Raw genomic sequence first — 25836 nt, forward strand, 5'->3', positions numbered from 1 at the left:
GCAGGGCGTCCAGGTTGTTCGTCACACAACGATCTTGGACGCCCTGTCCGCGTTCCCGGACGCACCGTCAGCATTCGGAATGACTCGTCTAGGGGTACAGCGCGTTGATCTCGGCCTCGTACCGCTCCAGGACGACGGCCCTGCGCACCTTCAGCGTCGGGGTGAGTTCACCCGCCTCCACCGTGAAATCCCGCGGCAGCACCGCGAAGTCCCTGATCCTGGCGGGCCGGGACACCTGCGCGTTGGCCGCGGACACCGCCTCCCGCACCCGCTCGCGCACCTCCGCCGCACCGCACCCCGCCGTCGCGTCCTCGTCCACCGTGATCAGCGCGACCGGATACGGACGCCGGTCGCCCACCATCACCGCGTGCGAGACGAAACGGGACCGTTCGATGGCGAGCTCCACGTGCGAGGGGGTCAGGTTCTTCCCCGCGGACGTGATGATGAGGTCCTTCTTGCGGCCGGTGATCGTGAGGTAGCCGTCCGCGTCGAGCGCGCCGAGGTCCCCCGTGTGCAGCCAGCCGTCCTCGTCCAGCGCGTCCGCGGTGCCCCCGGCGTTCGCGTGGTAGCCCGGGAAGACCATCGCGCCCCGCGCCAGCACCTCCCCGTCGTCCGCGATCCGCACCTCGCAGCCCCGCACCGGCCGCCCCACCGTGCCGTACCGCACCGCCCCCGGGTGGTTGAGCGAGATCACCCCCGCGGACTCGGTCATCCCGTACCCCTCGAAGACCTGGATCCCGCAGGCCCGCAGGAAGTCCAGGACCGCAGGGTCGATGGGCGCTCCGCCCGTCAGGGCCCAGCGCAGGCGCCCGCCGAAGGCCGTCCGTACCGGGCCGAAGAGCGTACGGTCCGCCGCCTCGTACTCGGCCTGCCGCCCGGGCGGGAGCGTGCCGTCCGCCGCGAGGACGCCGACCGCGACCGCCGCGTCGAACCGCTCACCACCCCCGTCGCCGGCCTCGGCGAGCGAGCGCACCACCGCGTACACCTTCTCGAACAGGCGCGGTACGGACGGCAGATGGGTCGGCTGCGCCTCGGCGAGCTCGCCGATCACGTCCTCGATCCGGCCGCCGAAGTAGCAGAGCTCACCGCCGTACAGCAGCGTGGAGAACTGGATCAGCTGGGCGAGCAGGTGCGCGAGCGGCAGGTACAGGTAGGTGCGGTCGCCCGGGCCGCCCTCGATGAGGTGCAGCGTGGCGTCCTGGACGGCGCCCAGGTTGCCGTGGGTGAGCCGGCAGCCCTTGGGCAGGCCGGTGGTGCCCGAGGTGTAGACGAGCTCGGCGTCGTCGTCGGGCCGCACCGCCTCGGCGCGGGCCGTCAGGTCGTCGGGCGGGACCGCCGAGCCGTCCGGCAGCCCCCTCGCTCCTTCGGGACCGGTCATCAGGAGTACGTGGGCGAGCGCCGGCAGCTTGTCGCGCAGGCCCTCCACGCGGGCCGCGTCCTTCGGCCCCTCGCAGAAGACGGCCTTCGCGGCGGAGTCGGCCAGCACCCAGGCCATTTCCTCCTCGCCGGCCGTCGGATACACCGGCACCACCACCGCGCCAGCGGCGAGGCACGCGAAGTGCGTGTACGTCCACTCGGGCCGGGTCTCGGCGAGGACCGCGACCCGGTCGCCGGCCCGGATGCCGAGCGCGAGCAGCCCGCGCGCGGTGCGGCGCACAGTCTCGCGCAGCTCCGCGTACGTCACGACCGCCCAGTCTCCGCCCGCGTCGCGGAAACGGAGCGCCGGCCGGTCCGGGTGACGCTCCGCCGCCCACTCGGTGAACACGGCGAGCGTGGGGGGACGGCTGGACTGCTCCTGGTGGTCGGTCCGGTCGTCGTTCCGGTGGTCGGCCCGGTCGTCGTTCCGGCGGTCGGCCCGCTCGTCGTTCCGGTGCTCGGTCCGATGCTCACTTCGGGGCGTCATGCCCCGACGGTAGGGACGGCGCCGCTGCCGCGCGATGACAAGAAACGTCACCCCGGCTGACCGCACCGCTCAACCCGGCTACCGTCGTCGACCATGGCGAAGCCGACGATCACCGTGCACCACGTACGGGCCGTGCTGCGCGGCGCCGAGCGGCACGGCATCGACACCGTGCCGCTCCTCCAGGCGTCCGGGATCCCGCCGTTGCTGCTCGGGGACGACCGGGCGCGGGTCACCCCGGCCCAGTTCGCCCACCTCTTCCGCGCCCTGTACCGGGCGACGGGCGACGAGTTCCTGGGGCTCGGCGGCGCCCCGAGCCGCCCCGGCACCTTCGCGATGATGTGTCACGCCGTGCTCGGCTGCCACGACCTCGGCGGGGCGATGCGCCGGGGCACCGCCTTCTACGGGCTCTTCGCGCACGGCCCCGACCTCGCCCTCGAAGTCACTGGCGCGGACGCGGTGTTCGCGGTGCGCGGCGACCTCGCGGGGCACGACGAGGACCGGTTCCTGACCGAATGCCTCGTGATCATCTGGCACCGGCTGTGCAGCTGGCTGGTGGGCCGCCGGATCCCGCTCGTCCGGGCCGCCTTCGGCTATCCGCCGCCCCCGCACCGGGGCGAGTACGAGTCGCTTTTCGGCTGCCCGGTCCGATTCGGGGACACCCGCACCGAGGCGGTGTTCGACGCGCGCTGGCTGACCGCGCCGCTCGTACGGGACGAGGCCGCCCTGGGGCAGATGCTGCGCCGCTCGCCCTTCGAACTCCTCAGCCGGCACGCGTACGGCACGACGGTGGGCGAACAGGTCGGGCGGGCGCTCGCGGGCGCCCTGCGGGCCTCGCCCCGGCTGCCCACCCTGGACGAGACGGCGGCGCGGCTCGCCATGTCACCGGCGACCCTGCGCCGGCGCCTGGCCCGCGAGGGCACCTCCTTCCAGCAGCTCAAGGACGCGGTGCGGCGCGACGCGGCGATCGCGGGGCTCGCCGAGGGCCGCGAGCCGATCGCGGAGATCGCGGCGCGCCTCGGCTTCTCCGAGGACACCAGCTTCCACCGGGCGTTCCGCCGCTGGACGGGGACGACACCGGGCGCCTACCGCCTCGACCACTGAAGGCGGACCGCGCCGGGCGCCCGCCCGGGCCGGTGAACCGGGGTCAGTGAAGGTGAGCAGTACGGTCAGCTCCGTACCTACCGGTCAGTCACTACCTTCTCCTCACCTGCCCGTGCCCCACGGACCGTTGGGAGAGCCGCATGCACGTCCGTACCCGAGTCGCCGGCGCCGTCGCCGCCGTACTCCTCCTCTCGGCAGCCACCCCCACCGCATGCGCCGACGACCCCGCGCCCCTCGCGCCCGGCGACGTCGTCACCCAGTCCCCCACCGCCTTCCATCCGCTGCCCGGCCAGTGGACCAACACCCGTGCCTGGCACGTCACTTACGGCTCCACCACCGCCAAGGGCGCCCCCAACACCGTCTCCGGCACGGTCATCGTCCCCAACGACGGCCGCACGGGACCGCGCCCCCTGGTGACGTACGCCGTCGGCACGGTCGGGCTCGGCGACTCCTGCGCGCCGAGCGCCAACTTCCCCTACGGGACGGCCGTCGAGGCCACCCTCATCAACCAGGTGGTGCAGAAGGGCTGGGCGGTCGCGGTCACCGACTACGAAGGGCTCGGCACGCCCGGCGACCACACCTACACCGTCGGCCGCGCCGAGGGCACTGCCGTCCTGGATGCGGCCCGCGCCGCCGAGCGGCTGGGCATCCCCGGTGTCGACGCCGGCTCGCCCGTGGGCATCATGGGGTACTCGCAGGGCGGCCAGGCCGCCGCCTGGGCGGCCGAGTTGCACGATTCCTACGCCCCCGACCTGAGGGTGCAGGGCACGGCGGCCGGTGGCGTCCCGGCCGACCTGATGAAGGTCGCCTCCTCCAACGACGGCGGCCCGGGCTCCGGCCTCATCTTCATGGCGGCGGCCGGCCAGGACGCGGCCTTCCCCGAGCTGAAGCTGGACTCGTACCTGAACCCGGCGGGCAGGGCGCTCGTCGGCTACTTCAAGAGCAACTGCGTGGCGGTCGACACCACGGTGGGCTCGTTCGAGCACATCACCGACCTCACCGTGCGCAACCCGCTCCAACAGCCGGACTGGCAGGCGCGGTTGGCGCAGTCCACGCTCGGCACACACCGTCCGGACGCGCCGGTGTACCTCTACCACGGCACGCTCGACGAGCTGATCCCGTACGCGGTGGGCCGACAGCTCCGCGCGGACTGGTGCGCGCAGGGCGCGAACGTGGAGTGGCACGCGCTGCCGCTGCTCGGCCACATCGGCGGGGTGACGGCGGGCGGCGTCCCGGCCGCGAACTGGCTCGGCGACCGCTTCGCGGGCAAGGCGGCCCACTCCACCTGCTGACGGTCCGAAGCCGGTCGCGGACCGCCGCATATCGCCCCATATGGGCCGCATTCCCCTTGCCCGCCCGGCCCGTACGGGGCCCGTGAGGCAGCGGCGAATCCCCGCCCCAGGCTCGAACACACGGGGGATGTACTAGCGTGCAGGCATAGAACCCAGGTCATGCCCGCCGTACACAGCGCCATCTCCGATACATCCGGAACAGCCGCGACCGGCCTTCCGGCTAGGAATCCCGCCTTGTCAGACACAGCTCTGCGTTCCACGCTCCCCCGCCCCCGCACCATGCGGCCGCTCCCCGGGCCGACGGCGGCCAGGACGGGACCGCCCCGGCTCTACGTACTGGACGGGCTGCGTCTGATCGCGGCCCTCATGGTGGTGGCGTTCCACTTCATCGGCTACAACCGGTACGGGGACCACGGGGCGTGGGGCCAGAGCACCGCCACGCTCTTCCCGGTCGCCCACAGCGTCGCCGGTTACGGCTGGCTGGGCGTCGAGCTGTTCTTCCTCATCAGCGGATTCGTCATCTGCATGAGCTGCTGGGGCCGCACCCCACGGGACTTCTTCATCTCCCGCGTGGTGCGCCTGTATCCGGCGTTCTGGGTCTGTGTCCTGACCACGGCCGTCGTCCTGTGGTGCGCCGGCGACCGCACCGTCACGCCGTCGCGGGTGCTGACCAACCTCACGATGGTCCACGAGCCCCTGGGCGTCCCGCACGTGGACCCCTCGTACTGGTCGCTCTGGGCCGAGATGCGGTTCTATCTGCTGTTCGCGGTCGTCGCGTACGGAGGCCTGACCTACCGGCGCGTGGTGACCTTCTGCGGTCTGTGGCTGCTCGGCGCGATACTGGCGCCGACCTCCGGCATCCCGCTCCTGACCGTCGTCTTCCAGCCGCAGTTCGCACCGTTCTTCGTCGGCGGCATCGTGCTGTATCTCATGCACCGCTTCCGCCCGGCGCCGCTCCTGTGGCTCCTGCTCGGCGCTTCGTGGCTGCTGGCGCAGCAGCAGCTGGTCCGGCTCGTCCACGACGAGAACTGGGTCGGCCTGCACCCCTCCTGGACGGTGGCCCTGGTCGTCGTCACCGTGTTCTACGCCGTCCTGCTCGCCGTGGCCCTGGGGAAGCTGAACTTCCTCAACTGGCGTCGGCTCACCACGGCGGGCGCCCTGACGTATCCGCTCTACCTGCTGCACGAGTCCATAGGCTGGACCGTGATAGAGCGCCTTCACACCCGCATGCCGGCCCACCTCTTGATGGCGCTCCTGGTCGCGGGTCTGCTGGTGGCCGCCTGGCTGGTGCACCGCTGTGTGGAACGCCCCGTCGGCCGCCGCCTCAAGCGCTGGCTCAGCGGCGGCCTCCCGGGCCCCCGGCCGGCCCGCACCGTGGACGTGCCGCCGCCCGGACCGCGCTGAACGAACGCCCGCGCCCCCACCGGAGGCGGGGGCGCGGGCGGTTCGGGCGGGTCTGGCGGCTCGGGAGGCTCGGCCGGTTCCGGCGGCTCCGGCGGACGTTGCTCAGGCCGGTGGCCGGATGCCCGAGCGGTCGCCAGGTGTTCAGGCGGCGGCCGGGACCGGCGCCTGCTCCGTCTCGCGGACGTCGTGGCCGTCGTGGCCGTTGCGGCTGTTGCCGCCGTCTTCGACCGTCGACCCGTGTACGGAGTTGAAGGCGTCGCGGTTCAGGATGTTCTCCCGCGCCGCCACGATGACCGGCACCAGCGCCTGGCCCGCCACGTTGGTGGCCGTACGCATCATGTCCAGGACCGGGTCGATGGCCATGAGCAGGCCGACGCCCTCCAGGGGCAGACCCAGGGTGGAGAGGGTCAGGGTCAGCATGACCGTGGCGCCGGTGAGACCGGCCGTCGCGGCGGAGCCGATGACCGACACGAACGCGATCAGGACGTAGTCGCCGACACCGAGGTGCACGTCGAAGATCTGCGCGATGAAGATCGCCGCCAGCGCCGGGTAGATCGCGGCGCAGCCGTCCATCTTGGTGGTCGAGCCGAACGGCACCGCGAAGGACGCGTACTCCTTGGGGACGCCGAGCCGTTCGGTGACCTTCTGGGTCAGCGGCATCGTGCCCACCGAGGAGCGGGAGACGAAGGCCAGCTGGATGGCGGGCCAGGCGCCCTTGAAGAACTGGAGCGGGTTGACCTTGGCGACGGTGGCCAGCAGCACCGGGTAGACGCCGAACATCACCAGGGCGCAGCCGATGTAGACGTCGGCGGTGAAGGTGGCGTACTTGCCGATGAGGTCCCAGCCGTAGTCGGCGATGGCGAAGCCGATGAGGCCGAGCGTGCCGAGCGGGGCGAGCCGGATGACCCACCACAGGGCCTTCTGGAGGAGTTCGAGCACGGCCTCGCTGAGCGTGAGGATCGGCTTGGCCTTCTCGCCGAGCTGGAGCAGGGCGATGCCGGCGACGGCGGCCATGAACACGATCTGGAGGACGTTGAGTTCGGTGAACGGCGTCACGACGTCGGTCGGGATGATGCCGGTCAGGAAGTCGAGCCAGCTGCCCGTGTGCTTGGGGAGCTTGCCGTCCTTCGGCGTCAGGCCGGTGCCCGAGCCCGGGTTGGTGAGCAGCCCGATGGCGAGGCCGATGGCCACCGCGATCAGCGACGTGATCATGAACCAGAGCAGGGTGCGCGAGGCGAGCCGTGCGGCGTTGTTGACCTTGCGCAGGTTGGTGATCGACACCAGGATCGCGAAGAACACGAGCGGGGCCACGGCCAGCTTCAGGAGCTGGACGAAGGTGTCGCCGATCTGCTCAAGGGTGGACTTGAGCCAGCTGATGTCCTGGCTTCGGGCGAGCCAGCCGAGCAGACCGCCGAGGACGAGACCGGCGATGATCTGGGCCCAGAACGGGAACTTGGCGGATATGGAGAAGCCGGGCTTGGGCTTCTCCTGGGCGGTCGCGGAGGACACGAAACACTCCCGGGTGAGCGGAGACGGGGACGTTCAGGGATGAGCGCGGCGCCCGATCACGAGGGACTGGCCGGTGAGGACCGTCACGTAAGGCTGGGGACACCGCCGCATGATGCCGGGGTCAGATGACGCGGCAACAGACCGCGGACATGCAGCGGCAGAGGTCGACATGCAGACGCGCCACGAGCGGAACGGCTCCGCCGGTGGTGTGCTGGTGCACAGCTGCTGTCGTCATGCCGAACACGTTAACACTTGAACTTTGAGAACATCAAAGCAGTTCTTTTACCCCGGGATGACCGCGAGCGTTTCAGGACACGGCCGGGGCTCCGGACGACGGCCGGCGTCGGGGCGTCGCGGCGTTCGCCGTCAACGACGACGGCCCGGTCCCGAAGCGCTGGGCTTCGGGGCCGGGCCGGCCGAAAAGGTGCGAGGGGGCGGGCGCGCGCCTACTGGGCGACGCTGTCCTCCTGCGAACGGTTCGCCTCCAGCTTCGCCTTGGCGTTCTCCACCTTGGCGACGATCTGGGCGGACATCGCGTCGCGCTGCTTGCGCAGGAGTACGTAGCTGAGCGGCGCGGAGATGACGAGCGCGAGCAGGACGACCCAGATGAGGTTCGAGTTCCCGTTGCCCTTGGGCACGATGCCGAACTGGACCAGCAGGCCGACGAAGACCAGGCTGCCGATGAAGATCCCCACGCGCAGCATGGTGTACCAGATGGTGGCGCTCGGCTTGGCGGCGTTCACGATCGACCTTCTCTCTACGATGGCACCTGCCCGACTAGTGAAGCACGCCCACAAATGGATCAGTTCAGCGGGCACGGGAGCGACCGGCGGGCCGAGCCCGACGGTCAGCGCCACGGGCCACGCTCAGAAGCGCATCGGCTGCGGCGTCTCGCGCAGCTCCGTGTCCGGGCCCGGGTACTCGCGGATGATCTCGTACCGGGTGTTGCGCTCCACGGGACGGAAGCCGGCCTCGCGGATGAGGTCGAGCAGGTCGTCACGGGTCAGCTTGTTGGGCGTGCCGTAGTTGTCGGCGTCATGCGTGATCTTGTACTCGACGACCGAGCCGTCCATGTCGTCCGCGCCGTGCTGGAGCGCGAGCTGGGTGGTCTGGAGGCCGTGCATCACCCAGAAGCACTTCACGTGCGGCACGTTGTCGAACAGCAGGCGCGAGACCGCGAAGGTCTTCAGCGCCTCGGCGCCGGTCGCCATGGTGGTGCGCGCCTGGAGCCTGTTGCGGACCTTGCCGTCCTGCATGTCCACGAAGTCGTGCTGGTAGCGCAGCGGGATGAAGACCTGGAAGCCGCCGGTCTCGTCCTGGAGCTCGCGCAGGCGCAGCACGTGGTCCACGCGGTGACGCGGCTCCTCGATGTGCCCGTACAGCATGGTCGCCGGGGTCTTGAGACCCTTCTCGTGCGCCAGGCGGTGGATGCGCGACCAGTCTTCCCAGTGGGTCTTGTGGTCGACGATGTGCTGGCGCACTTCCCAGTCGAAGATCTCCGCGCCGCCACCGGTCAGCGATTCGAGACCGGCCTCGATGAGCTCGTCCAGGATCTCGCTCGCGCCGAGCCCGGAGATCGTCTCGAAGTGGTGGATCTCGGTCGCCGTGAACGCCTTGAGCCCGACGTTCGGCAGCGCCTCCTTGAGGGCCTTGAGCGAACGCGGGTAGTAGCGCCAAGGGAGCGTCGGGTGGAGCCCGTTGACGATGTGCAGCTCGGTGAGGTTGTCGTTCTCCATCGCCTTGGCGAGGCGGACGGCCTCCTCGATGCGCATCGTGTACGCGTCCTTCTCGCCCGGCTTGCGCTGGAAGGAGCAGTACGCGCACGACGCCGTGCACACATTGGTCATGTTGAGGTGGCGGTTGACGTTGAAGTGGACGACGTCGCCGTTCTTGCGGGTGCGCACCTCGTGGGCGAGCCCGCCGAGCCAGGCCAGATCGTCCGACGCGTACAGCGCGACGCCGTCCTCACGGCTGAGCCGTTCACCGGCCCGGACCTTCTGCTCCAGCTCGCGCTTGAGTCCCGCGTCCATCAAGGCCGCCTCCCATATGTGTGTCTTTCAGGCTCCACCCACGGTACGCCCCGCCCTACTCGGGAAGTTCCCCGACCCGGTTCTCCCACTTGGTGGAGAGCACGATCGTGGTGCGGGTGCGCGAGACGCCCTTGGTCGAGCCGAGCCGGCGGATCGTCTTCTCCAGGCCGTCCACGTCACCGGCGCGGATCTTGAGCATGTACGAGTCGTCGCCCGCGATGAACCAGCAGTCCTCGATCTCCGCCAGATCGCGCAGCCGGCGGGCCACGTCCTCGTGGTCGGCGGCGTCGGAGAGCGAGATGCCGATCAGCGCGGTGACGCCGAGGCCGAGCGACGCGGAGTCCACCGTGGCGCGGTATCCGGTGATGACACCGGCCGCTTCCAGACGGTTGATGCGGTCGGTGACGCTGGGGCCGGAGAGCCCGACGAGCCGGCCCAGTTCCGCGTACGAGGCCCTGCCGTTCTCCCGCAGTGCCTGGATGAGCTGCCTATCGACGGCGTCCATATGCCTGAAGCCTTCCATTGTTCAGCGATACCGCGAGTTTACGTGTAGAATCTAAGGCATGCAGGGACGACACCCTGCGAATCATTCAGCTGTGTGGATACATTTCCAGCAGATCAAAGACGATCTTTCAGGAGTTGTCACCGTGTACACGATCGAGATGGCCTACGCCCGGATGCGCGAGCTTCAGGACCTGGCCAACCGGTCCCGTGCCCACAAGCCCGCGCCGAAGGACCGCGCCCCCGAGCGCGCCGCCAAGAAGCGCTAACCCCTCCCTGAGCCTCCTTCGAGGTCACCGCCCCGCTCACCGGGGGCGTGCCCCGAGCCGAGCTCTCCCTGCCAGCGGCGGTACAACGTGTGCGGCACCCCTGCCGCATCCAGCACCCGCCCCGCGACGAAGTCCACCAGATCCTGGATGTGCGTCGCCCCCGCGTAGAACGCCGGAGAGGCGGGCAGCACCACGGCGCCCGCCTCGTCCAGTGTCACCAGGTGCTTGAGCGTCTGACCGTTCAACGGCGTCTCGCGCACCGCGACCACCAGCCTCCGCCGCTCCTTGAGCGTCACGCTCGCGGCCCGCTGCAACAGGTCCTTCGAAAGCCCGAGCGCGACCCCGGCCACACAGGCCGTCGACGCCGGCACGATCAGCATCCCCTTCACCGCGTACGAGCCCGACGACGGCCCCGCCGCCAGGTCCCCGGCCGCCCAGTGCCGTACGTCCGACACGTCCACGCCTTCGAAGGCGTCCGGCTTGCCGTCGGCGCCCCGCGCCAGCCACGCCCCCAGATCGTCCTGCCAGTGCGCGTCGCGGAACGCAATGCCCGTCTCGTCGAGCAGCGTGAGGCGCGAGGCCCGCGAGACCACCAGGTCCACGCTCTGGCCGGCCGCGAGCAGCGCGCGCAGCACCGCCGCCGCGTACGGCGTCCCCGACGCACCCGACACGCCGACCACCCAGGGCGTGCGCTGCTGACTGTGTACGTTCACGTGCTCCACGTGTCCGAGCCTATCCGTCGCGCCGTCGGCAGGTCCGGGCCAGGTACTCAGACCGTCAGACCCCGCACCAGCAGGTCGAGCAGCGCGCACACGAACAGGGCGATCCCGATGAACCCGTTGACCTGGAAGAACGCGCGGTTGAGCTTGGACAGGTCATGCGGCTTCACCAGGGTGTGCTCGTACAGGAAGGCCCCGAGCACGATGACGAGACCCAGCCAGAAGAAGACCCCGGCGCCGGTCGCGAGCGCGTACCAGACGAGCAGCGCCATCGTCACGGAGTGGCAGCCGCGCGCACCGTAAATGGCGGCCGGGATGCCGAACCGGGCCGGCACCGACTTCACGCCGTGGCCACGGTCGGCCTCCACGTCCTGGCAGGCGTAGATCAGGTCGAAGCCGCCGATCCAGATGCCGATGGCGAGACCCAGGATCACCGCGTCCCACGACCACGAGCCGGTGATCGCGATCCATGCGCCGACCGGGCCCATCGCCTGCGCGATGCCGAGGATGGCCTGCGGGAAGTTGGTGAACCGCTTTCCGTACGGATAGACCACCATCGGGATCACCGCGACGGGCGCGAGCGCCAGACACAGCGGATTGAGGGCGGCAGCCGCACCGAGGAAGACGACGAGGGCGATCAGCGCGCCGGTCCACGCGGAACGCACCGACACCGCGCCGGTGACCAGCTCGCGGCCGGCGGTGCGCGGGTTACGGGCGTCGATCTCGCGGTCGATGATCCGGTTGCACGCCATCGCGAAGGTACGCAGGCCCACCATGGCGACGGTGACCAGGAGCAGCCGTCCCCAGTGGATGTTCTTGTCCAGCTGGAACATCGCGGTCAGCGCGGCGGTGTAGGCGAAGGGCAGCGCGAAGACCGAGTGCTCGATCATGACCAGGCGCAGGAACGCCTTGGTCCGCCCCGGCTGGGGCACTGCTGCGGCTGAGGCACTCACTAGAGCCCGTACTCCTTCCAGCGACGGTCGACCGTCGCCGCCGTCTTCGGGTCCGACTCGACCATGGCGGGCCAGCCGCCGTCGCGCGTGTACCCCTCCTCGGGCCACTTCGCGGTCGCGTCGATGCCCGCCTTGCCGCCCCAGAACTGCTGGTAGGAGGCGTGGTCGAGATGGTCGACCGGGCCTTCGACGACGGTCAGGTCACGGGCGTAGTCGGTGTTCCCGAACGCCCGCCAGGACACTTCGTGCAGATTGTGGACGTCGCAGTCGGCATCGACGATCACGATCAGCTTGGTCAGCGACATCATGTGCGCGCCCCAGATCGCGTGCATCACCTTCTGCGCGTGCTTGGGGTACTTCTTGTCGATCGAGACGATCGCGCAGTTGTGGAAGCCGCCCGACTCCGGCAGGTGGTAGTCCACGATGTCCGGCACGATGATCTTGAGGAGCGGCAGGAAGAAACGCTCGGTGGCCCGGCCAAGCGGCCCGTCCTCGGTGGGCGGCCGGCCGACCACGATGGACTGGAGCAAGGGGCGCCTGCGCATCGTCACACAGTCGATCGTGAGCGCGGGAAACGGCTCCTGCGGGGTGTAGAACCCGGTGTGGTCGCCGAACGGGCCCTCGGGCAGCATCTCGCCCGGCTCAAGCCAGCCCTCGATGACGACCTCGGCGTTGGCCGGGACCTGGAGCGGCACCGTCTTGCAGTCGACCATCTCGATCCGCTTGCCCTGGATGAACCCGGCGAACAGGTACTCGTCGATGTCGCCGGGCAGCGGCGCGGTCGAGGCGTACGTGACGGCCGGCGGGCAGCCGAAGGCGATCGCGACCGGCAGCCGCTCGCCGCGCTTGGCGGCGACCGCGTAGTGGTTGCGGCTGTCCTTGTGGATCTGCCAGTGCATGCCGATGGTGCGCTTGTCGTGGCGCTGGAGGCGGTAGAGCCCGAGGTTGCGCACGCCGGTCTCGGGGTGCTTGGTGTGGGTGAGCCCCAGGTTGAAGAACGAGCCGCCGTCCTCGGGCCAGGTGAACAGCGCGGGCAGCCGGTCGAGATCGACGTCGTCGCCCGTGAGGACGACCTCCTGGACCGGGGCGGCCTCCTGCTTCACCTTCTTCGGCGGTACGTGCACCATCGAGCCGAGCTTGCCGAACGCCTCGCGGATGCCGACGAAGCCCTGGGGCAGCTCGGGCTTGAGCAGCCCGCCGATCTTGTCGCTGATGTCCCCGTACGACGTCAGCCCGAGCGCCTTGAGCAGCCGCCTGTCCGTGCCGTACACATTCATGGCCAGGGGCATGGAAGCGCCCTTGACGTTCTCGAAGAGGAGGGCGGGGCCGCCGGCCTTGTTGACCCGGTCGACGATCTCGCCGACTTCGAGGTACGGGTCGACCTCGGCCTTGATGCGCTTGAGGTCGCCCTCGCGCTCCAGCGCCCTGAGCAGGGATCGGAGATCGTCATAAGCCATGGGGTCAAGTATCGGGCACCCGATACCCTGGGCCGGTCACCGGGGCCGAGGCACGGCCCGCAACCGTTCCCGGGGGGACCGTTAGAACATGCTCAGGTATCTGCCGTTCCTGCTGGTCCTGGCGCTGTGGCTCTACGCGTTCATCGACTGCCTCAACACCCCTGAGTCGGAGGTCAAGGGCCTCCCCAAAGTGGTGTGGATCATCGTGGTGCTGCTCTTCGGGGAGGTCCTGGTCGGGCCGGTGGCGTGGCTGGTGGCGGGCAAGGTCCGCCGCGCTCCGACGCGCTGGACTGCGCCGGACGACAACCCGGAGTTCCTGGCGTCCCTGGAGGACCGCACCCGCCGCGACCGCCCCGACGAGGCGTAACCCGCACCCGGCTTGCCCTTGGCAGGGCGGCCGACGGGAGCCCGGGGCTGAGCCCCGGCAACCCCGCCTTCGCGCGCGGACCGTGCGGGCTTGCTCGCGCAGTTCCCCGCGCCCCTTGGCCACTCGATGCCGGGCGGCATGCACACCCCAACGAAGCCTGGGGCTGAGCCCCGACAACCCCGCCTTCGCGCGCGGACCGTGCGGACTTGCTCGCGCAGTTCCCCGCGCCCCTTGGCCACTCGATGCCGGGCGGCACGGCCGCCTCAGCCCGTCCGGCGTTTGAGGACGAGGGCCGTCCAGGCCCGAAACGGGGTCTGGGGCGGAGCCCGAGGCAACCCCGCCTTCGAGTGCAGACCGTGCTGGGGCATCCGCGCAGTTCCCCGCGCCCCTTAACTACTCGATGCCGGGCGCCACGGCCGCCTCAGCCCGTCCGGCGTTTGAGGACGAGGGCCGTCCAGGCCCGAAACGGGGTCTGGGGCGGAGCCCCAGGCAACCCCGCCTTCGAGTGCAGACCGTGCTGGGGCACCCGCGCAGTTCCCCGCGCCCCTTAACTACTCGATGCCGGGCGCCACAGCCGCCTCAGCCCGTCCGGCGTTTGAGGACGAGGGCCGTCCAGGCCCGAAACGGGGTCTGGGGCGGAGCCCCAGGAGCCTGTACCTCAGCCCAACTCCCGCCCCCGGAGGGTTTCGGGAAGGGGCGGGGTGGGGTGCCCCCCCCGGGGTCTGGGGCGCAGCCCCAGCAACCCCGCCGCCTTCACCCGCGGACCGTGCTGGGGCACCCGCGCAGTTCCCCGCGCCCCTAGTGGGGCACCCGGAGCCACAGCCCCACGCGCCCACCGCGGCGGAGCCGCGCAAAAGACACAGCCCCGCGCCCCTAGTAGCGCACGCGCGCCGTCAGCCCGTCCGGCGCTTGAGGACCCCAGGGGGCCAGGGTCAGACGCCTGCGTAGGAGTGCTTGCCGTTGACGAAGATGTTCACGCCGTAGTAGTTGAACAGCCAGCACCCGAACGCGATCAGCGCCAGCGTCGCCGCCTTGCGGCCCTTCCAGCCCGCCGTGGCCCGCGCGTGCAGGTAGCAGGCGTACGCGACCCAGGTGATGAAGGACCAGACCTCCTTGGGGTCCCAGCCCCAGTAGCGGCCCCACGCGTCGCCCGCCCAGATCGCGCCCGCGATGATCGTGAACGTCCACAGCGGGAAGACCGCCGCGTTCACCCGGTAGGCGAACTTGTCGAGCGAGGACGCGGCAGGCAGGCGCTCCATGACGGAGGTCGCGAAGTTGCCCGGCTGACCGCCCTCGGCGAGCTTGGTCTCGTACCGGTCGCGGAAGAGGTACAGGATCGTGGCGACCGCGCCCACGTAGAAGACCGCGCCGCAGAAGATCGCGGTGGAGACGTGGATCCACAGCCAGTAGGAGTGCAGCGCCGGTACGAGCTGGTCGCTCGCGGTGTAGAGCACGGTGACGGCGAGGCCGAGGTCCAGCAGGACCGTGGTGACCAGCGGAAGGCCGAGCCATCCGACGTTCTTCTTCAGGGCGAGCAGCGTGAGGTACACGCCGACCGCGACCGTGGAGAAGGTCAGGTTGAACTCGTACATGTTGCCCCACGGCGCCCGCTGCACGGACAGCGCGCGGGTCAGCACACCGGAGAACTCGATGAGGAAGGCGAGCACCGTCAGGGAGATGGCGATGCGGCCGTAGAGGTCGCCCTGCTCGTCGCCGCCGGATGCGCCGGGGCCGTCCGGCACGTCGCGGGCGCCGGTGACGGAGCGGGTGACGACCTTGGGCCGTTCCAGGACGGCGGTGCCGCCGTTCTTGGTGGCCACCTCGACCTTCACGGTGCCGGCGTCCGCCTCCTGCCCCGCGCCGGTCAGCGCGGCCGCCGTACGGGCGACCTTGCTGCGGCTACCGAAGAGCCATTCGGCCATGTTGGCGAAGAAGGCCAGCAGGTACACGGCCATCGACGAATAGATCAGGTAGTTGCTGGTGTGCGCCAGGCTCTCATTGGTGGCGGTGGCGAGATTCACTTCTCGGCCCCTTCGGCAGGAACAATCGAGGGTTCGGGTTCGGGATCCGGCGCGGTCGGCGCCTGCGGGATGAGCGTGACCGCGAGATCGGCCAGCTCCTCGGGGAGCTTCGCGGACTCACTGCGGCCGAGCCCGGCCATCTCGACGACGGTCACTCCGTCGTCGCCCCTGACGGCCCGGACCCAGATCCGGCGCCGCTGGATGAACAGCGAGCCGGCGAGGCCGGCGATGGCACCGATCGCGCCGGTGAGGGCGAGACCGCTGCCCGGCTGGTGGGTGATCTGGAAGCTCGCCCACTGCTTGATGGGGCCCTTGTCGAAGGTGATCGACCCGGCGCCGTCCGGCAGTTGCAGGCTCTCTCCCGGCAGCAGCAGCTTCTTGAGGATCTTGCCCTGGTCGTCCGTGAAGGGCTTGATCGAGCGGCTGCTCGTGTCCAGCTGGTACACGTTCTGCGGCAGCCCCGAGTTGACGCCGAGGTCGCCGTGGTAGGCGCCGATGTTGAGCACCGGGAAGTCGGGCGCGGGGAACTTCGAGAACATCTGGGTCGCGCCCATGCCCTTGCCGCCGAACGTCGGCACGAAGAACGCGGCGAAACCGAGCTGGTCGTTGTTGCCCTGGGCGTCGCGGTAGCCGTCGAGCACCTTGATGGCGCCGCTGGACGTGAGGTTGTTGTCCATCGGCAGCAGCGGCGTCGCGCCGTGGAAGACGACGTTGCCCTTGCCGTCCCTGACGGTGACCGACGGCGCGTAACCGTGCGACAGCAGGTAGACCTTGGAGCCGTCGACGACGAGCGGCTTGTTGACCTCGATGGTCTTCTGCTGGGGCTTGCCCTCGGCGCCGTCGAAGTAGGTGACGTGCGCCTTGAACTCACGGGCCGTGCCCAGCTCGGGCCCGGTGCGCTCGTACGACGCGTCGAAGCGGTCCAGGGTGAAGCTGAACGGCGCCAGGTCCTCGGTGTCGAACATCGAGCCCGACTTGAAGTCGTCGTACTGGGTGAGCGTGTTGGAGAACCCGTCGCCCTGGACGATGAGCTTTCCGCCCTCGGACTTGAAGAGCTGTCCGGTGGCGAACGCGACGAGGATCACGATCAGCGAGACATGGAAGATCAGGTTGCCGGCCTCGCGCAGGTAGCCCTTCTCCGCGGCGACGGCGTCCCCGCTGATCCGGGAGCGGAAGCGGCGCTTCTTGAGCAGGGCGAGCGCGGCCTCGTGGACCTGCTCGGGCTCGGCCCCGGTGCGCCATGTCGTGTACGCGGGCAGCCGGGTCAGGCGGCCGGGCGCGGCCGGCGGGAGCCCGCGCAGCTGGCCCACGAACTGCCAGGTGCGCGGCACGATGCAGCCGATGAGCGAGACGAACAGGAGCAGGTAGATCGCGGAGAACCACACCGAGCTGTAGACGTGGAACAGACCCAGCTTCTCGTAGAAGGGCGAGATGGTGTCGTGCCGCTTCTGGAAGTCGGCGACCTTCATCTCGTCGACCGCGGTCTGCGGGATCAGCGAGCCGGGGATGGCGCCGAGCGACAGCAGGAACAGCAGGATCAGCGCGACCCGCATCGAGGTCAGCTGCCGCCAGAACCAGCGGACCCAGCCGATGACACCGATGCCGACGGGGCCGTTGGACCGTTCCTCGGTGGGGGCGGTCGACAGTTGCGCACCGGCCTCGCCGAGGTCGGGCTCGGAAGTCGGGTCCGGGTTCGGTCCCCGGGTCGTTTCGGTCTTGCTCATGCGTCAGACACCCACCTGAAAGCCTTGGGACCAGCCCTGTACGTGCTGGACGAGCGCCGCCCAAGCTCCGGTCAGCAGCAGCACACCGGTCAGGATCATCATGCCGCCGCCGATCCGCATCACCCATGCGTAGTGCTTCTTGACCCATCCGAAGGCGCCGAGTGCCTTGCGGAAGGCGACCGCCGCGAGCACGAACGGCAGCCCGAGGCCGAGACAGTACGCGACCGTCAGTATCGCCCCGCGTCCGGCGCTCGCCTGGTCCATGGCCAGCGCGTTCACCGAGGTGAGCGTCGGGCCCAGGCACGGCGTCCAGCCGATGCCGAACAGCGCGCCGAGCAGCGGCGCGCCCGCGAGACCGGTCACCGGCCGCTTGTGGAAGCGGAATTCGCGCTGGGTCATCCACGGCATGAGCCCCAGGAAGAAGACGCCCATCAGGATCATCAGGACGCCGAGGACCTTGGAGAGCGTGTCGCCGTAGTCCTGGAGGTTCTTGCCGAAGTAACCGAACAGGGCGCCGCCGGAGACGAACACGGCGGTGAAGCCGAGCACGAAGAGGCTCGCGCCCGCGACCATGCGCCCGCGCCGTGCCTCGGCCAGGTCGGTGCCGGTCACTCCCGTGACGTACGAGAGGTAGCCGGGGACCAGCGGCAGAACGCAGGGCGAGAAGAACGAGACGAGGCCGCCGAGTACGGCGACGGGCAGGGCCACGAGGAGGGCCCCGCTGAAGACCGTCTCGTTCATCGAGCCGACGGCGGCCAGTGCCATCACGCGATCACTTCTCCGCGATCAGCGGGTCGATCATCTGGTGCAGCTTGGTGTCGTCGAGCGCCATCAGGGCGCGTGCGGCGATCTTTCCGTTCCGGTCGAGAACGATGGTCGACGGAATGGCCTGCGGATTCAGGCTCCCCTTGGGGAAACGCAGAATGAGCTTGCCGATCGGGTCGTACAGGCTCGGATAATCGACGCCGAATGACTTCTCGAACTGCTGGGCCGGGCCCTTGTCGGTGTCACGGGTATTGATCCCCACGAACTCGACGCCCTTGGCCTTCGTCTCCTTGGAGACCTTGGCCAGATACGGCGCCTCGGCCCGGCACGGGGCACACCAGGAACCCCACACATTCAGCACGACGATCTTGCCCTTGAGGGAGGCGACGTCGAGCTGCTTGCCGTCGACGGTCGCACCGGACAGCTCGGGGGCTGCCGTACGGTCCCCCTTGGCCACGGTGGCGATGCCGCCGGTGCCGGTGACGAACTTCGTGTCACCGGAACCGCCGGACGTACCACCGGAACCGCAGGCCGTCAGGGTCAGCGCACCGGCGGCCACGGCAGCCGCGGCCAGCGTCAGGGTGCGACGGCGTCGGAAAGCAGGACTCACGGACATGTGAAAAGTTTCGCATGGCGGATTCGGGGATCTTGGGCGCCCCCCTGCATGCCCGTAAAGCCCCTTGTCAGGAAGGCCTAAACGGACTTCATGAACGTGTTCCAGCCACCGGCCGGCGCCTGTCCCACGCCCAGCGTACGGAGCTTGCCGAGCACCTTCGGGTCCTGAACGTCGAGCCAGTCGACGTACTGCTTGAAGGAGACGAGCCTCACATCCTTCTTCGCGTCCCGCTGCGCCACGATGCCCTTGAACGCCTCTTCGACGGCATCCATGTAGATGCCGCCGTTCCACTGCTCGAAGTGGTTTCCGATGTAGAACGGCGCGCGATTGGTGTCGTAGGCGCGCTTGAATCCGGCGAGATACGCCTCGGTGGCCTGCTTGCGCCAGCCGGGATAGTTGGCCGGCGGCGCCTTGGTCGAATTCTTCGACTGGTTGGCGAGGATGTTGTAGTCCATCGACAGGACCTGGAAGGAGTGCCCGGGGAAGGGTATTTGCTGGAGCGGCAGATCCCACAGGCCGTGCCGTTTGACCGGCCACACCTGGGTGCCGCCCGGCGAGGAGGCGTCGTAGCGCCAGCCGAGCTTCTGCGCGGTGGGCAGCAGGTTGTCCTGGCCGAGCAGGCAGGGGGTGCGGCCGCCGGTGAGCTCGCGCTTGTAGTCGAAGGGCAGCGGGTCCTCGTCCGTCCACCCGGTGTTGGTCTTCCACTTGGTGACGAAGTCGATCGCCTGGTCTATCTCGCTCTGCCACTGGGCGGGGGTCCAGCGCTCCACGGTGCCGCGTCCGGTGCAGAAGTGGCCGTTGAAGTGGGTGCCTATCTCATGGCCCTCGGTCCAGGCCTGACGGACGTACTTCAGCGTCGCCTTGATGTGGTCGTCGGCGAGGTAACCGATGTCGGAGGCCCCGACGGCGTTGTTCGGCGGCTGGTAGAGGCGCTTCTTGGCCTCGGGCAGCAGGTAGAGGCCGGAGAGGAAGAACGTCATGCCCGCGCCGTGGTCCTTGGCGAGCTGGAGGAAGCGGGGGAAGAGGCCGTTGCCGACCTCGCCCGCGCCGTCCCAGGAGAAGATGACGAACTGGGGCGGGGTCTGGCCGGGTTCGAGGGGGACGGGCTTCTCGGGCTGGTGCGGCTGCTTGCCGGTGTCGGCGGTGGAACCGTCGCCCATCAGTTTCGCGTCGGCCTTCTTACCGGCCGAGTCGCCACCCGTGTCACCGCCGTTGCCCTTGCCGCCCGAGCCGCTGCCGGAACCGCCGCATCCGGCGAGGCCGGCCGTCGCGGCGGCCCCCAGCCCGAGTCCCAGCATGCCCCGCCGGCTGAAGTTCCGTCCGATCTCCCGCATACGCCCGTCCGTTCCCATCGCGTCGCACCGTCGTCTCGTCGTCCTCGAACCCAAGCGCGTCACCGCAGTTGGGCGATGTGTGAGATGCCAGGTGAAACCGGGGTGGTTCCCCACAGCTCGCACAAATCTTCGTAAACCGTACGAGATGGCGAGTGTGGGTTGAAGGGGTGGGGGGTGGGGATCGCGTGAACGGTGAGGCGGGCGGCTTCCCCCATGCGGTGGGTCGGCGGGCCGACGGGGTGGGCCGGCGACGGGCCGGTGCGCGGCGGGCGGGGTGCGCGGCGGGCCGACGACGGGCCGGTGCGCGGGGTGCGCGGCGGGACGGGATGGGACGGCGGGTCGTGGGCCGGCGCGCGGGTGGGCCGGCCGGTCGACGGGCCGGTGCGCGGGTGGCCATCTGCCGGCCGCCGGGCCGGTCGGAACGTTCCGGCCGGCCCGCGGACGTCGGCCGGAGCGTCAGGCGCCGAAGGCCTTCGACTTGCCCTTGACCGGCTTGGCCCCGGCCAGCAGATGCGCCGGTACGAGGTCGCGCGCGGGCTCGCTGTAGCCCACGGACACGATCCGGTCGCCCCGGTAGGTGAAGCTCGTCAGCGAGGCCAGCGTGCACTGCCGCTTGCGCGGGTCGTGCCACAGCCGCCGCTTCTCGACGAAGCTGCGCACGATCCAGATCGGCAGCTGGTGGCTGACGCACACCGCCTCGTGCCCGCGTGCCGCGTCCCGTGCCGCGTCGAGCGCGCCCATCATCCGTACGACCTGCTCGACGTACGGCTCGCCCCAGGACGGGCGGAACGGGTTGGTCAGGTGCTTCCAGTTGGCGGGCTTGCGCAGGGCGCCGTCGCCGACTCCGAACGTCTTGCCCTCGAAGACGTTGCCCGCCTCGATCAGGCGCGGGTCGGTCGCGAGGTCCAGGCCGTGCACCTTGGCGATCGGGTCCGCCGTCTCCTGGGCGCGCTCCAGCGGGGAGGCGACGACGTGCGTGATGTCACGGCCCGCCAGGTGCTCGGCGACGCGGTCGGCCATCTGCCGGCCGAGCTCGGAGAGGTGGTAGCCGGAGCGCCGTCCGTAGAGCACGCCGTCCGGGTTGTGCACCTCGCCGTGGCGCATCAGGTGGACGACGGTCAGTTCGTTCCCGGCGTTGTTGTTCTCGCTCATGCCGTGGCCTCCGCTGCGGCGCGGGCGGCGGCGGGCAGCGCGGCCGCGATGCGCTCGACGGCGCGCTCGTCGTGGGCGGTCGACACGAACCAGGACTCGAACGCCGAGGGCGGCAGGTAGACGCCCTGCGCCAGCATCGAGTGGAAGAACCCGTTGAAGCGGAAAGCCTCCTGCTTCTTCGCGTCGTCGTAGTCGCGGACCTCGTCGGCCGTGAAGAAGACGGAGAACATGTTGCTCGCCGTCTGAAGCCGGTGGGCCACGCCCTCCTTGCTGAGCGCGCCCCTGACGAGCGCCTGGATCTCGGCGGAGACGGCGTCGACCTTGGCGTACGCCGCGTCGTCGAGGAGCCGCAGCTGGGCGAGGCCTGCGGCGGTGGCGATCGGGTTCCCGGAGAGGGTGCCCGCCTGGTAGACGGGGCCCGCGGGAGCCAGGTGGCCCATGACGTCGGCGCGACCGCCGAACGCCGCGGCGGGGAAGCCGCCGCCCATGACCTTGCCGAACGTCATGAGGTCGGGCGTGACGCCGTCGACGCCGAACCAGCCGGCCTTCGAGGTACGGAAGCCGGTCATCACCTCGTCGGAGATGTAGAGCGCACCGTTCTTCGCGCAGGCCGCCTTGAGGCCCGCGTTGAAGCCGTCCGCCGGCGGGACGACACCCATGTTGCCGGGCGATGCCTCGGTGATGACGCAGGCGATCTCGCCGGGGTTGGCGTGGAACGCCGCGTGCACCGCGGCCAGGTCGTTGTACGGCAGCACGATGGTGTCGCCGGCCTGCGCGCCGGTCACGCCGGGGGTGTCGGGAAGGCCGAACGTGGCGACGCCGGAACCGGCGGCGGCGAGCAGCGCGTCCACATGCCCGTGGTAACAGCCCGCGAACTTGATCACCTTGGCGCGGCCGGTGAAGCCGCGGGCCAGGCGGATCGCGGACATGGTCGCCTCGGTACCGGAGGACACCAGGCGGACCTGCTCGACCGGCTCGACGCGGGCCACGATCTCCTCGGCGAGCGCGACCTCGCCCTCGCCGGGCGTACCGAAGGAGGTGCCGCGGGCGACGGCCTCCTGCACGGCGGCGATGACCTCCGGGTGCGCGTGCCCGAGGATCATCGGGCCCCACGAGCACACCAGGTCGACGTACTCGCGACCGTCGGCGTCGGTCAGGTAGGGGCCCGTACCGGACACCATGAACCGGGGCGTACCGCCCACGGCCCGGAAGGCACGGACCGGGGAGTTCACGCCGCCGGGCGTCACGGCGGACGCGCGGTCGAAGAGGTTCTGCGAAACTGGGGCGTCGTATGCGTACGGATAGCTCACACCCGCCATGGTGGCAGAGGCCCGGACGTTCTTGCGGACTGGTGTTTCACCGCACCCCCGCGGGGGAGGTCAGTGACACGATGATCCGCAGATGATCGAGTTGCATCGACGGATGATCGGGTTGCGCGGCGGGGCGCGTGACGTCTACAAAGCAGTCGGGCTACAAGCAGTCGGGTGAAGGATATGCATCGCGGTGGCGGACTGGGCGAAGGGACCGACGACCGGGGTCCCGAGCGCGCCCACCGTCGGGGACGGCACCGGCGACGCGACGCCCAGGACCGGATCGACCGGATCGACCGGGTCGCGGGCGACGCAGGGGCGGGGAACGGAAGTGGCCGGATGGGGGTGACCTACAAGTACTTCGGCGCGCCGGACGGCGCGACAGCGGCCCGGGTGCCCGTCACCATGCGCCCCGAAGAGCTCGGCGGTGACGAGCTGGGCATGGGGGGCATGTTCACCAAGATCAAGCCGGAGACGATGGCCGCGATGGTCCTCACCGGCATCCAGGGCATACCTCTGAACAAGGTCCCGCCCCTGGAACTCGTCGTCCTCCACCCCGATTACGCGGTGGTCAAACTCCCCATGACGGTCGTCGACCCGCTGCGCGGCGTCGGGGAGGAATCGGTCGGCGCGGCCGCCTTCATCTGGTCCACGGTCCCCGACCGCGGCGGACCGCGCGACGCGTACAACGTCTATCAGCTCCTGCACGAATGGCAGGACTTCAGCCACCGCCTGCACGAGGCGGGCCACCAGCCGTACTGCCTGGTCTGGCCCTGACCTGCGGATTCAGGCGACCGCAGGCGGCTCTTTCGGGGGCCCTGCGTCCCGCTCGCCCCGCCCCGCCGCGTACCCGGCCTGCGCCGCCGGCTGCCTCAGGTCGCGTTCATCACCGGGCCCAGCGCCGGACACCCCCTCGCCGCCCCGTCAGGTACGGCCGCGCGGCAGCGTGAGGGCCGCGGCCGTGGTGGCGATCAGCAGCACAGCCGCCACGCACAAGGCGTCCCGCAGACCCACGACGAACTCACCCCGGTCCGCGACCAGGGCTCCGAAGACGGCCACGGCGAGCGCGCCGCCCGTCTGCCGGAAGGAGTTCAGGATCCCGGCGGCCATGCCGGCCCGGTCTGCGGCAATGTCGTTCAGCAGGATGGTGGTCAGGGAAGGCACGAAGAAACCCAGGCCGAGGCCGACCGGGATGAGCATCGCCGCGATCACGGGCCTGCTGGTGCCCTCGTCGACCCAGAGCAGGCCGAACATCGCCAGCGCGAGGACCGCTTGTCCCGTGGCGATCGGCATCCGCGGCCCAAAGCGTGCCGCAGCCCTGGCCGAGGCCAGGTTGGCTCCGGCGATCACGGCCATCATCGGGAGGAACATCAGCCCCGCTGCCATGGCGGACAGGTTCAGAACGTCCTGGAAGAACAGGCTCAGCACGAACACCAGCCCGTAGAAGGCGGCGTTGACGACGAAGCCGATCGCGACCGAAACCGTCACCGTGCGCGAACGGAACAGGTCGAGCGGGACCAACGGCGCGGCGGTGCGTGCCTCGATCATGATGAACGCGACCGTCGCCACCGCGGCGAGCCCCAGGCAGCCCAGCACCACGGGCTCACCGAAGCCGTTCCCCCCTCCGTCGATCACCGCGAAGGTGAGCGACGCGAGCGCGACGATCGCCGTGAGCTGGCCGTACGGGTCGAGCGGCGTGGCACCGCGCGGCGAGCGTTCCACGCAGGTCAACGTCGCGAGGGTGGCGATGCCGACGGGCAGGTTGACGACGAAGATCGCCCGCCAGCTCAGCGTGCTGGACAGCACCCCGCCGACCACCGGGCCGGCCGCAACCGCGACGGCTCCGCAGGCGGTCCACAGCGCGATGGCCCGTGCCCGTTCGGCCGCGTCCGGGAAGGCCTGCCGGACGAGGGCCAGCGAGGAGGGCAGCATGATCGCCGCCGCGCCCCCCTGGATCAGGCGGGCGGCGATCAGCACGCCCAGCCCCGGCGCCAGTCCGCAGGCCGCCGAGGCGACCGTGAAGGCCGCGACGCCGACGCCGAACGCGCGGCTCGCCCCGATGCGGTCGGAGAGCGTGCCCGCGGAAAGCAGGAGTGCGGCGAACATCAGCGTGTAGGCGTCGACGATCCATTGCAGTCCTGCCGTGCTGCCGCCGAAGGTCCGCCCGACCCCGGGCAGCGCCACGTTCATCGCCATGGTGTTGAGGTTGAGCAGAAAGATGCCCATGAACGTGGTCGCCAGGATCAGCTTCGGTGCGGCCGTGCGCTGCCGGGCGTCCTGTGACGCGCGGGCCGGTTCAAGCGTGGTCATCCGTCCAGACTGGTCAGGCGCGCGAGAGCGAGGCAGACCGTGATCTTCCGGGGCGCGCCATAGGGGGGTGTCACAGGGCCAGGCTCCGGGCTGGACCCTTGATCACACGCTGGCAGAATGACGACATGACCGAGTTCGGGAAGTTCCTGCGGGCTCGCCGTGGCGACGTGCGCCCGGCAGACGTCGGACTGCCCGCCGGCACCGGCACGCGCCGCACGCCGGGTCTGCGCCGTGAAGAGGTGGCGGCGCTGGCCGGTGTGAGCATCGACTACTACATCCGTCTGGAACGCGGCAAGGAGACTCATCCGAGCCCCTCCGTGGTCGAGGCGCTGGCCGATGCGCTCCGCCTCAACCAGGAGGAGAGCGGCTTCCTGCACGAGCTGGCGGCGCGAGCGGCGCGGCGTGCGCCCGAGCCCGGTCCCCTGCCGTCACGGCGGGTCCGTCCGACCGTCACGCAGCTCCTGGAGACGCTACGGCCCAACCCGGCGTACGTCGTGAGCCGCACCAACGACCTGCTGGCGGCCAATCCCGGCGGGCTGCGGCTGCTCCACGGCATCGCCGACTGGCCGGAGCGGCGGCGCAACACCGTCCGGTACATCTTCCTGCACCCAGCTGCCCGCGAGCTGTGGACGGACTGGGAACAGAAGGCCAAGGGGTGCGTCGCCCAGTTGCGGGCGATCGCCGGCACCGACCCGGACGCCCCGGATCTCGCCGCACTCGTAGGCGAGTTGATCGTCAAGAGCCCCGACTTCCACCGGCTCTGGGAGCGGTACGAGGTGCACACGATCGGCGACGGCAAAAAGACGCTCCGACACCCGGAGGTCGGCACGATGACGCTCTCGCACGAAGGCCTGTCCCTCAACCGCGCACAGGGCCAGCGCCTCATCGTCTACATGGCGCAGCCGGGCAGCCCGGACCACGACAAGCTGACCCTCCTCGACCTCGCCGCCTCCGGCCCGTCCGTCGGTCCCAGCGAGACGGCGCCCGTCCCACCCGCCCGGAGACAGGGCTAGGGGGTGTCTGGTGGATCATGGCCGGGGGTGCGGCGCCTGGCACGGCACCTCGCGGCGTTGCCGAAACGCCCCGATAGCTCCGCTAT

The 25836-nt window shown here is 70.2% G+C and carries 23 protein-coding genes; 7 read left to right on the forward strand and 16 right to left on the reverse strand.

Annotated elements, in window-relative coordinates; translation table 11 throughout:
* Positions 1–88 precede the first annotated feature (88 nt).
* On the reverse strand, positions 89–1903 hold the full coding sequence (locus tag ACGFW5_RS34150) for an AMP-dependent synthetase/ligase (RefSeq protein ID WP_393838231.1): 1815 nt from the start codon (positions 1901–1903) through the stop codon (positions 89–91).
* Between the two features lie 93 nt (positions 1904–1996).
* Here ACGFW5_RS34150 and ACGFW5_RS34155 point away from each other — a divergent pair, with 93 nt between their 5' ends.
* From ACGFW5_RS34155 to ACGFW5_RS34165, 3 genes are all read left to right on the forward strand, one after another.
* The gene (locus tag ACGFW5_RS34155; RefSeq protein WP_393838232.1) at positions 1997–3004 is read left to right on the forward strand and encodes an AraC family transcriptional regulator; all 1008 of its coding nucleotides are present in this window, start codon (positions 1997–1999) and stop codon (positions 3002–3004) included.
* Positions 3005–3144: 140 nt separating this feature from the next.
* Complete coding sequence (locus tag ACGFW5_RS34160; RefSeq protein ID WP_393838233.1) at positions 3145–4296, forward strand: alpha/beta fold hydrolase; 1152 nt, start codon at positions 3145–3147, stop codon at positions 4294–4296.
* Between the two features lie 234 nt (positions 4297–4530).
* Positions 4531–5700, forward strand: coding sequence for an acyltransferase family protein (locus ACGFW5_RS34165; protein WP_393838234.1), 1170 nt, complete (start codon positions 4531–4533; stop codon positions 5698–5700).
* A 141-nt stretch (positions 5701–5841) separates the two neighbouring features.
* Here the strand turns inward: ACGFW5_RS34165 and ACGFW5_RS34170 are convergent, their stop codons facing one another.
* The 4 genes from ACGFW5_RS34170 to ACGFW5_RS34185 all read right to left on the reverse strand — a co-directional run bounded on the left by ACGFW5_RS34170 (position 5842) and on the right by ACGFW5_RS34185 (position 9744).
* Positions 5842–7209 carry a dicarboxylate/amino acid:cation symporter gene (locus tag ACGFW5_RS34170; RefSeq protein ID WP_393838235.1) on the reverse strand — a complete coding sequence of 456 codons (1368 nt, stop codon included), beginning with the start codon at positions 7207–7209 and terminating at the stop codon, positions 5842–5844.
* Positions 7210–7655: 446 nt separating this feature from the next.
* A complete protein-coding gene (locus ACGFW5_RS34175) occupies positions 7656–7952 on the reverse strand; it encodes a DUF4229 domain-containing protein (RefSeq protein ID WP_393838236.1) in 297 nt (98 codons plus the stop codon).
* Between the two features lie 123 nt (positions 7953–8075).
* Positions 8076–9239 carry an aminofutalosine synthase MqnE gene (mqnE, locus tag ACGFW5_RS34180; protein ID WP_393838237.1) on the reverse strand — a complete coding sequence of 388 codons (1164 nt, stop codon included), beginning with the start codon at positions 9237–9239 and terminating at the stop codon, positions 8076–8078.
* A gap of 55 nt (positions 9240–9294) precedes the next feature.
* Complete coding sequence (locus ACGFW5_RS34185; protein ID WP_100578735.1) at positions 9295–9744, reverse strand: Lrp/AsnC family transcriptional regulator; 450 nt, start codon at positions 9742–9744, stop codon at positions 9295–9297.
* A 142-nt stretch (positions 9745–9886) separates the two neighbouring features.
* Here ACGFW5_RS34185 and ACGFW5_RS34190 point away from each other — a divergent pair, with 142 nt between their 5' ends.
* Positions 9887–10009 carry a hypothetical protein gene (locus ACGFW5_RS34190; protein ID WP_393838238.1) on the forward strand — a complete coding sequence of 41 codons (123 nt, stop codon included), beginning with the start codon at positions 9887–9889 and terminating at the stop codon, positions 10007–10009.
* Here the strand turns inward: ACGFW5_RS34190 and ACGFW5_RS34195 are convergent.
* Genes ACGFW5_RS34195 through ACGFW5_RS34205 form a run of 3 tightly spaced genes read right to left on the reverse strand, consistent with a single transcriptional unit; the run spans position 10006 to position 13138 of the window.
* Positions 10006–10731, reverse strand: a complete 726-nt coding sequence (locus ACGFW5_RS34195) for a UbiX family flavin prenyltransferase (RefSeq protein WP_393838239.1) — start codon at positions 10729–10731, stop codon at positions 10006–10008. The two genes, ACGFW5_RS34190 and ACGFW5_RS34195, sit on opposite strands and share 4 nt — an antisense overlap.
* Before the next feature lie 47 nt (positions 10732–10778).
* Positions 10779–11681, reverse strand: a complete 903-nt coding sequence (mqnP, locus tag ACGFW5_RS34200; protein ID WP_393838240.1) for a menaquinone biosynthesis prenyltransferase MqnP — start codon at positions 11679–11681, stop codon at positions 10779–10781.
* On the reverse strand, positions 11681–13138 hold the full coding sequence (locus ACGFW5_RS34205) for a menaquinone biosynthesis decarboxylase (protein ID WP_393838241.1): 1458 nt from the start codon (positions 13136–13138) through the stop codon (positions 11681–11683). Before ACGFW5_RS34205 ends, mqnP begins: the two co-directional genes overlap by 1 nt.
* 88 nt (positions 13139–13226) lie before the next feature.
* On the opposite strand from ACGFW5_RS34205, the gene ACGFW5_RS34210 reads away from it, so the two are divergent.
* Positions 13227–13505: a PLD nuclease N-terminal domain-containing protein gene (locus ACGFW5_RS34210; RefSeq protein WP_393838242.1), complete on the forward strand. Its 279-nt coding sequence runs from the start codon at positions 13227–13229 to the stop codon at positions 13503–13505.
* 932 nt (positions 13506–14437) lie between these two features.
* On the opposite strand, the gene ccsB is transcribed toward ACGFW5_RS34210, so the two are convergent.
* The 7 genes from ccsB to hemL form a co-directional block, all read right to left on the reverse strand.
* Positions 14438–15526 (reverse strand): c-type cytochrome biogenesis protein CcsB, encoded by a 1089-nt coding sequence (ccsB, locus tag ACGFW5_RS34215; protein ID WP_393838243.1) that lies wholly within the window; start codon positions 15524–15526, stop codon positions 14438–14440.
* Entirely contained in the window at positions 15523–17250 is a 1728-nt protein-coding gene (locus tag ACGFW5_RS34220) for a cytochrome c biogenesis protein ResB (protein WP_393838244.1), read from the reverse strand. The genes ccsB and ACGFW5_RS34220 overlap by 4 nt, the downstream gene beginning before the upstream one ends.
* Positions 17251–17253: 3 nt before the next feature.
* Complete coding sequence (locus ACGFW5_RS34225) at positions 17254–18015, reverse strand: cytochrome c biogenesis CcdA family protein (RefSeq protein WP_393838245.1); 762 nt, start codon at positions 18013–18015, stop codon at positions 17254–17256.
* 7 nt (positions 18016–18022) lie between these two features.
* Positions 18023–18631: a TlpA family protein disulfide reductase gene (locus ACGFW5_RS34230; protein WP_393838246.1), complete on the reverse strand. Its 609-nt coding sequence runs from the start codon at positions 18629–18631 to the stop codon at positions 18023–18025.
* Positions 18632–18708: 77 nt separating this feature from the next.
* A complete protein-coding gene (locus ACGFW5_RS34235) occupies positions 18709–19965 on the reverse strand; it encodes a hypothetical protein (protein WP_393838247.1) in 1257 nt (418 codons plus the stop codon).
* Positions 19966–20421: 456 nt separating this feature from the next.
* The gene (locus tag ACGFW5_RS34240; RefSeq protein ID WP_393838248.1) at positions 20422–21117 is read right to left on the reverse strand and encodes a histidine phosphatase family protein; all 696 of its coding nucleotides are present in this window, start codon (positions 21115–21117) and stop codon (positions 20422–20424) included.
* Positions 21114–22436, reverse strand: coding sequence for a glutamate-1-semialdehyde 2,1-aminomutase (gene hemL, locus ACGFW5_RS34245; protein WP_393838249.1), 1323 nt, complete (start codon positions 22434–22436; stop codon positions 21114–21116). The genes ACGFW5_RS34240 and hemL overlap by 4 nt, the downstream gene beginning before the upstream one ends.
* Before the next feature lie 330 nt (positions 22437–22766).
* Here hemL and ACGFW5_RS34250 point away from each other — a divergent pair, with 330 nt between their 5' ends.
* Positions 22767–23204 carry a hypothetical protein gene (locus ACGFW5_RS34250; protein ID WP_393838252.1) on the forward strand — a complete coding sequence of 146 codons (438 nt, stop codon included), beginning with the start codon at positions 22767–22769 and terminating at the stop codon, positions 23202–23204.
* Between the two features lie 147 nt (positions 23205–23351).
* Here ACGFW5_RS34250 and ACGFW5_RS34255 read toward each other — a convergent pair whose 3' ends face one another.
* On the reverse strand, positions 23352–24737 hold the full coding sequence (locus ACGFW5_RS34255) for an MFS transporter (RefSeq protein ID WP_393838250.1): 1386 nt from the start codon (positions 24735–24737) through the stop codon (positions 23352–23354).
* Between the two features lie 125 nt (positions 24738–24862).
* Here ACGFW5_RS34255 and ACGFW5_RS34260 point away from each other — a divergent pair, with 125 nt between their 5' ends.
* Entirely contained in the window at positions 24863–25750 is an 888-nt protein-coding gene (locus tag ACGFW5_RS34260; RefSeq protein ID WP_393838251.1) for a helix-turn-helix transcriptional regulator, read from the forward strand.
* Positions 25751–25836 lie beyond the last annotated feature (86 nt).

This window comes from Streptomyces sp. NPDC048416, from assembly GCF_043200435.1.
Lineage (GTDB): Bacteria > Actinomycetota > Actinomycetes > Streptomycetales > Streptomycetaceae > Streptomyces.